General features: G+C 67.1%; 4 protein-coding genes, 4 pseudogenes and 1 other annotated feature. Of the genes and pseudogenes, 3 read left to right on the forward strand and 5 right to left on the reverse strand.

Annotation, left to right across the window (positions count from 1 at the left end; all coding sequences use genetic code 11):
• Window positions 1-33: 33 nt before the first annotated feature.
• Window positions 34-141 (forward strand): annotated as a pseudogene (locus ACQ143_RS14165) (50S ribosomal protein L13); the annotation flags it as partial.
• Here ACQ143_RS14165 and ACQ143_RS14170 read toward each other — a convergent pair.
• From ACQ143_RS14170 to ACQ143_RS14180, 3 genes and pseudogenes are all read right to left on the reverse strand, one after another.
• Window positions 138-863 (reverse strand): annotated as a pseudogene (locus ACQ143_RS14170) (IS4 family transposase); the annotation flags it as partial. The pseudogenes ACQ143_RS14165 and ACQ143_RS14170 overlap by 4 nt on opposite strands.
• A protein-coding gene (locus tag ACQ143_RS14175; RefSeq protein ID WP_449571352.1) for an IS3 family transposase occupies window positions 862-2,126 on the reverse strand; the annotation gives its coding sequence in 2 pieces (ribosomal slippage) (window positions 862-1,835 and window positions 1,835-2,126; 1,266 coding nt in all). The pseudogene ACQ143_RS14170 and the gene ACQ143_RS14175, both read right to left, overlap by 2 nt.
• Window positions 1,714-1,842 (reverse strand) — a sequence feature (AL1L pseudoknot). (Overlaps the previous gene by 129 nt.)
• A 47-nt stretch (window positions 2,127-2,173) precedes the next feature.
• Window positions 2,174-2,494 (reverse strand): annotated as a pseudogene (locus tag ACQ143_RS14180) (transposase domain-containing protein); the annotation flags it as partial.
• Between the two features lie 68 nt (window positions 2,495-2,562).
• Here ACQ143_RS14180 and istA point away from each other — a divergent pair.
• Together istA and istB are read left to right on the forward strand one after the other, a co-directional pair.
• Window positions 2,563-3,813 (forward strand): IS21 family transposase, encoded by a 1,251-nt coding sequence (gene istA, locus ACQ143_RS14185; RefSeq protein ID WP_449571354.1) that lies wholly within the window; start codon window positions 2,563-2,565, stop codon window positions 3,811-3,813.
• Window positions 3,813-4,598 (forward strand): IS21-like element helper ATPase IstB, encoded by a 786-nt coding sequence (istB, locus tag ACQ143_RS14190; RefSeq protein ID WP_449571355.1) that lies wholly within the window; start codon window positions 3,813-3,815, stop codon window positions 4,596-4,598. Before istA ends, istB begins: the two co-directional genes overlap by 1 nt.
• A 65-nt stretch (window positions 4,599-4,663) precedes the next feature.
• Here the strand turns inward: istB and ACQ143_RS14195 are convergent.
• Together ACQ143_RS14195 and lhgO are read right to left on the reverse strand one after the other, a co-directional pair.
• Window positions 4,664-4,846: pseudogene (locus ACQ143_RS14195) on the reverse strand (transposase domain-containing protein); the annotation flags it as partial.
• A gap of 44 nt (window positions 4,847-4,890) precedes the next feature.
• A complete protein-coding gene (lhgO, locus tag ACQ143_RS14200) occupies window positions 4,891-6,093 on the reverse strand; it encodes an L-2-hydroxyglutarate oxidase (protein ID WP_449571356.1) in 1,203 nt (400 codons plus the stop codon).
• Window positions 6,094-6,352: the final 259 nt, after the last annotated feature.

A 6,352-nucleotide genomic window follows, 5' to 3' on the forward strand; every position in this document is an offset into this window, starting at 1 on the left:
AACGCCTCATTTCGACGAGAAAGCAGTTCAACTGTGACTCGCACATTCTCACCTACTCCCGCTGATGTCCAGCGCGAGTGGATCATCATCGACGCAGCCGACGTCGTGCTCGGTCGACTGGCGAGCCACGTCGCCACCCTGCGAAAAGAGCCCTGGGTCGGCGAGCGGCGGGCTATGCGTAGCGCTGCGACGAACGAGACCCGGTCGGGGTCCCGTCCGGCGTGGGCGGCGGCGTCGACCATGAGGGTGCGGATGGCGTAGTGGCAGCACAGGTGCCCCCAGATTTCTTGTTGGACCAAATCGGGAGACTTGGAGCGCAGCACGCCCCTGGGGCCACGCTGATGTGTCTTCAACTCGTCAAAGGTGGACTCGATCTCCCACCGCTCGGAATAGGCCGCAGCGAGGTCTTCGGCGGTCACCTCGGCTGGATCCAGGATCGTGGTGAGCAGCCGATACGACTCGGGGTTCTCCCTCCCGTCCTCGATCGTGTAGTCGATGACCCGCACCTTCAGCGGCGGTGTCGACTTCCGGTCGGTGCCGGAGGTGGGGATGATCTCCGCCAACCATGACCCGTCGGGTAGAGCTTCCCGAAACCGCGGGCGCAGGTTCGTCTTGACCCGCCAGAGCAAGTCTGCACCCGTGGCCGCGGCTTGCTGCCAGAGTGTGAACCCGTAGAAGCCTCGGTCGGCGAGCACCAGCATTCCAGGCTCCAGCCTGTCGAGCAGTTCCCGAGACAACGCGATCTCCGAAGTGGTGCATGGGCCGATTTCAGCGTCGAGGATGGCATGGGTGCCGCACTCGGCCAACGCCACCAGCCGGGCCTGCGGAAACGCGGCATGCTCACCCTGAATCGCCCCGGGTTTAGTGGAGGGCGAGTTCTCCCGGCAGCGGCTGCTGTCGGGTGTTGATCTCACGGTAGTACTCGTTCTCCATCTCGATCGGGGTGAGATACCCGATCGAGGAGTGCAGCCGGTTCTCGTTGAACCAGTGCACCCAGGAAAGCGTCGCGAGCTCGAGCTCATCGACGGTGCGGAAGGGGCCGTCGATCTTGACGCACTCGGCCTTATAGAGCCCGATCGCCGACTCCGCCAGAGCATTGTCATAGCTGTCGCCCACGGTTCCGATCGATGCGATCGCACCGACTTCCGCCAACCGATCGGCGTAGCGCAGAGCGGTGTATTGCCGGCCGGCATCCGAGTGATGCGTCACCCCAGCAACGTTTTCCCCTGCCCGTCCCCGAACCCAGAGTGCCATCTCCAGCGCATCCAAGGGCAGCTCGGTCGGCATCCGGTCGGCGGTTCTCCAGCCCACAACGCGGCGGGAGAACACGTCGGTGACGAACGCGGTGAACGCCATCCCTGACCAGGTCGGCACGTAGGTGAAGTCCACCACCCAGAGCTGGTTCGGCCGGCAGGCGGTGAAGTCGCGATTCACGCGGTCCTCCGGCCGCAGCGCCTTCTCGTCCGGTTTGGTGGTGATGAACTGCTTCCCACGACGAATCCCGCGCAAACCCTGGACTCGCATGAGCCGCTCCACCGTGCAACGAGCGACCGGGGTGCCTTCGCGGCGCAGCAGATGCCACATCTTGCGCACGCCGCTGATCCCGCGACCCAGCTTGCGGTCCCAAAACACCCGCTCGATCTCGGCGATTAGCTGCCCATCGCGCAGCGCCCTGGCTGAGGCGGGGCGCTTCTTGAAGGCGTAGTAACCCGATGGGGCAATCTTCACTCCGTGCTCGGTGAGCACTCGGCAGATTGGCTCGACCCCGAACCGGTCACGATGATCGTCGATGAACTGGGTCACCAGGGAAGTCGCGGGTCGAGCTCCCGCGCGAAGAACGAGGAGGCCGCCAACAGGATCTCGTTGGCGCGCTTGAGCTCGCGAACTTCAGCCTCGAGCTCCTTGATGCGCTTGGCCTCGCTCGTGGTCATCCCCGGCCGCTGCCCGGCATCGATCTCGGCCTGCTTCGCCCACCCTCGGAGGGTGTCGGGGTTGACTCCGGTGCGTTGACCGATCCGGATCACCGCCGCGTTCAGCGACAGCTCCGGATCCTCCCGACGCGCCTCCTGCACGAGCCTGAGAGCTCGCTCCCGCAACTCCTGCGGATACTTCCTTGGTGCTGGCATGACTTGATCCTCTCGGGGAATCAAGCCCTCCATCAAACCCGGGGCGATTCACCCCGACTCGACGCGGGGCGGCCGAAGAAGTCGACATTCGCCGGCGTGTCAGCCAGATCCAAGACCGTGCCATCGATCGCGACCAGTCTTCGTCCGGCCAACCACGAACCCGGTGTCGCCGGCCTGGCCAGCGGGCGCGCCACCCGGGTGAACAGGTCACGCACGGGTTCGAATCCGAGCCGGGAGCGGGCTTGGAAGATCGCCGACTTCGACGGCGGCGACCATGACTCGGCCCAGCCCGAGGACCATGCCAGCCCATCCGTCAGCTGGGCGAACACATCCTCGTAGGAACCCTCCGAGTGCAACGCCATCCCGATGTCGACGACGCGTGAATACTGACCCCGAGGCGACGTTTGAATCTTGACCCCTCCGACACTCTTGGAGGGTGATTTCAGTGGAAGATTGGGAGGAGATCCGCCGGTTGCATAAGGCGGAGGGCATGCCGATCAAGGCGATCGTGCGCAAGCTCGGCGTCGCGAGGAACACGGTGCGGGCGGCGTTGGCGTCGGATGAGCCGCCGGCATATCGGCGGGCGCCGCGGGGGTCACTGGTCGACGCGGTCGAGCCGGAGATCCGGAAGTGGCTGCGCGAGGACGCGAAGATGCCCGCGACGGTGATCGCGGAGCGGATCGGGTGGGTGCACTCGATCACGATCCTGAAGGACCGGGTCCGGCAGATCCGGCCGGAGTACGCGGGCGTCGACCCGGCGGATCGGATCGTGCATCACCCGGGGCAGGCGGCGCAGATGGATCTGTGGTTCCCGGAGCCGCGGATCCCGGTCGGGTTCGGGCAGGCGGCGATGTTGCCGGTGCTGGTGATGACGCTCACGTTCTCCCGCTTCCTGTCCGCGGTGATGCTCCCCTCACGTCAGGGCGGAGATCTCACCGCGGGCATGTGGCAGCTGATCGCGCAGGTCGGCGCGGTGTCCAAGACGCTGGTCTGGGACCGGGAGTCCGCGATCGGCGGGAAGGGGAAGGTGACCCAGCTCGCGGCCGCGTTCGCGGGGACGCTCGCGACTCGGGTGGTGCTCGCCCCGCCGGCGGATCCGGAGTTCAAGGGGATGACCGAACGCAACAATGGGTTCTTCGAGACATCGTTCCTGCCCGGTCGGCGATTCACGTCGCCTGCCGATTTCAACGCGCAGTTGCAGGACTGGCTGCCGCGCGCGAACGCCCGGAAGATCCGTTCCCTCGGCGGCCGCCCGATCGACGTCCTCGACAGGGACCTGGCCGCGATGACGGCGCTGCCCCCGCACCCGCCGACCACGGGCCTGCAGGCGCGGGTCCGGCTGGGCCGGGACTACTACGTCCGCGTCGACAGCAACGACTACTCCGTCGACCCCAGGGTGATCGGCCGGCTCGTCGATGTCACCGCGACACTGACCCGGGTGATCGTGGTCTGCGACGGCACCACGGTCGCCGACCACGAACGCTCCTGGGCGACCAGCAGCGTTGTCACCGACCCCGCCCACGTGGTCACCGCGAAGGGCCTGCGCTCCCAGTACGCGGCCGCGAAACGCGACCGGGCGCGCGCGGAGCTCGCCGCACCGGAGCGGCGGGTGATGTTCCGCGACCCGGGCGACTACGACGCCTTGTTCGGGGTCCGGTTCGATCCGACCACTGGGGAGGTGCTGTGATGGGAACCGGCACCGACACCGCCGCGACGCTCGGCTACCTCGCCCGCGCGCTGAAGGCACCCACGATCGGCAGGGTCTGGGAGCAACTCGCGGTCACCGCCCGCGACGAGGGCTGGTCGCACGAGGATTACCTTGCCGCGGTGCTGCAACGACAGGTCGCGGACCGGGAAGCGAACGGCACCAGCCTGCGCATCGCCGGGGCGCACTTCCCCGCGGTGAAGACGCTCGAGGACTTCAACGTCGACCATCAGCCCTCACTGCGCCGCGACGTTCTCGCGCACCTGGCCACCACGACCTGGATCACGAAAGCGGAGAACGTGATCCTGCTCGGCCCGCCCGGCGTCGGCAAGACCCACCTGGGCATCGGACTGGGCATCAAGGCCTGCCACGCCGGCTACCCGGTCGCGTTCGACACTGCCACCGGCTGGGCGTCCCGCTTGCAGACCGCGCACCAGGGCGGGCGTCTCGAGCACGAGCTGAAACGGCTGCGCCGCTACCGGCTGCTGATCATCGACGAGGTCGGCTACCTGCCCTTCGACGCGGACACCGCGAACCTGTTCTTCCAGCTCATCGCCGCCCGCTACGAGCAAGGCTCGATCCTCGTCACCAGCAACATGCCCTTCGGCCGCTGGGGCGAGATCTTCGCCGACGACATCGTCGCGTCCGCGATGATCGACCGCCTCGTCCATCACGCCGAGGTCCTCACCCTCGCCGGCGACTCCTACCGAACAAGGGCCCGACGCGAGCTCCTCAAGACCCCGCCCACCCCGGGCGGAAACCGATAACAACAACCCCAGAGGGGTCAAGATTCAGACGACGAAAAAGGGTCAGAATTCAGCCGACGTTGACACCCGATCGAGAAATACGCCATCACCCGCGCCGGCAACGACCGATTCCGTTGCTCGGTACGCCCGGCATCAGCAATCACCTGATCAACAACCTCCGCAGGAAACACCCGTGTCAGCAAACCCACCGACACCAAATCCGACAACCGGCGGTCAGAAACCGGCTTCACCCAACCAGAACGAGGCATACCCCAAAACTACCGCACGAACCCTTAACTGAACGGTATTGTGCCTAGGCCCGCGTCCCCGTGAGGAAGTGCTCGATGACGTACTGCGCGATGGCGATCGAACTGGTGGCTGCCGGTGACGGGGCATTGCGCAGCACCGTCACCGCGCCGATCTGGTCGGCCGCGAAGTCGTCGAGCAGCTCGCCGCCGCGGCCCCACGCCTGTGCCCGCACGCCTGCCGCGCTCTTGTCCTCGAGGTCGGACATCCTCAGCTCGGGGACGAACCGCCGCGCCTTGCGGAAGTAACGGGCCTTCAGCAGCGAGGCGGAGATCTCGTCGACGCCCATCTTCCAGTGCTGCTTCGCCAGCGGCCAGGCGCCGGGCCAGGTGAGCGACTCCCAGGTGTGCTTCGGCGAGATCGTCAGCCACGTGTATCCCTCGCGGGCGAGCGCGGGCACGGCGTTCGGGCCGACGTGCACGTTGTCGTAGACGCCGCGGGTGAAGTGCACGCCCAGGAACGGGAAACGCGGGTCGGGCACGGGGTAGATCATCCCCTTCACGAGATCGGTGCGCTCGCGCTTGAGCTCCCAGTACTCGCCGCGGAACGGCAGGATCTTCGGGGACGCGTCCGCTCCGACGAGCTTCGCCACGACGTCGGAGTGCAGACCCGCCGCGGCGATGACCCGGTCGAACATGAACTCGCCTCCGGCGGTGACAGTCCGCACGCGGCCGTTCTCCGGGTGGATGCCGGTGACCTCGCTGTGCAGCCGGATCCGCCCGCCGCCGGCGCGCACATCCTGCGCCATCGCCTCGGTGATGCTGGCGTAGTCGACGACCGCGGTGTGCGGGGAGTGGACAGCGGCGACGCCCGCGACGTGCGGTTCGAGCTCACGCAGACGTTCGACATCGTCGATGCGGGTGAGGCCGGGGACCCCGTTGGCGATGGAGCGCCGTTCGATCTCGGCGAGGGCGTCCAGCTCCGACTCGTCGACCGCGACGACGAGCTTGCCGACCTCGCGATACGGGAGCCCCTTCTCGAGGCAGTAGTCGCGGATCTGTGCACGGCCCTTCGCGCAGAGTGTCGCCTTCAGCGAGCCCGGCGCGTAATAGAGGCCGGCGTGCACGACACCGGAGTTGTGGCCCGTCTGGTGCTGGGAGAGCCGCGCCTCCTTCTCGAGCACGGTGACCTCGGCGCCGGCGGCCGACAACTCGCGCGCCAGGGCGATGCCGACGATTCCGCCGCCGATGATGCCGATCTGCTCCACCATGTGGTCGTCCCCCAGTGACCTCGGACGCGCCGCCCCCGCAGCGCGCTGCATCCAGCATCACGTGTCGGACGGTGCCAGGGCAAGCGCGGCGCCGCAGCTGGCCAAGTTGGCGTGAATGTGGGGTATGCCGGGGGCGGTCTCAAGTGGTCAGTGCAACACGCGCTATGTGTGAGTTCAGTGTTTCAGATGGGGTGTGGAAGCCGAGGACGGCGCGGGGGCGGATGTTGAGGAGACGCTGGGTTTCGGCGAGGTCGGCGTC

This window comes from Microbacterium pollutisoli (assembly GCF_053586795.1).

Excerpts from the sequence above, each read along its gene's own strand:
- istB (WP_449571355.1), top strand. The coding sequence starts at position 3,813 with ATGGGAACCGGCACCGACACCGCCGCGACGCTCGGCTACCTCGCCCGC.
- lhgO (WP_449571356.1), bottom strand. The coding sequence starts at position 6,093 with ATGGTGGAGCAGATCGGCATCATCGGCGGCGGAATCGTCGGCATCGCC.